The following is a 768-nucleotide window of genomic DNA, read 5'->3' as shown; positions in this document are numbered from 1 at the left end:
CACTCAACGCGCCGTAAAGTGTCGTGGTTTTACCCGGCCCCGTAGGGCCAGTTACCAAAATCATGCCATGAGGACGAGATAACTGACGACGCAAGCGCGCCAGTAGCTCAGGCGGTAAACCCGATTCTTCTAATGGACGTAAACCTGACGACTGGTTAAGCAGACGCATTACGACCGATTCACCGTACTGAGTCGGTAACGTCGACATACGAATATCAATCGATTGACCACGAACTTTGATGTTGAAGCGACCATCTTGCGGCAGACGCTTCTCAGAAATATCCAAGTGCGCCATCAATTTAAGGCGTAATACCAATGCAGAAGCGATGTTCACTTCGTTCAGAATGGTTTCATGCAGCACACCATCGACACGCTGGCGTAAACGCAGGACTTTATCGTCTGGTTCGATATGGATATCCGATGCACCAACTTGCACCGCGTCTTCAAACATCGAATTAACCAGTTTTACAACGGTGACTTCTTCACTGTCGGCTTCATCGATGCCATAGTCAAAGCTTTGTACGTCTTGGTGCTCTGCTTGTAACTGCTCAGCAAAGGACGCGATCTCTTTAGTACGGCGGTAGTAACGGTCGAAACTGCTGATCAACTGACGCTCAGAGGCAATGATGAACTCAAGGTTGTACTCACCTAGCAAGTTCATTAAAGACTCTTGGGTAAACAGATCCGCAGGATCACTCATCGCAACACGTAGAGTGTCACCATTACGAGCTACCACCATTGCACGTAAACGACGAGCATGCACTTCTG

Annotated in this window: 1 protein-coding gene; it reads right to left on the bottom strand. The window is 48.7% G+C overall.

Features of this window, described 5'->3' with window-relative positions; all coding sequences use genetic code 11:
- Window positions 1-768: GspE/PulE family protein (locus R7O13_RS26310; protein WP_318305135.1), on the bottom strand; the 768-nt coding region annotated here is incomplete at both ends.

The organism is Vibrio sp. Y176 (assembly GCF_033438945.1).
Note: the sequence above shows the minus strand (reverse complement) of the source record. Positions and strands in the feature narration are given on the sequence as shown.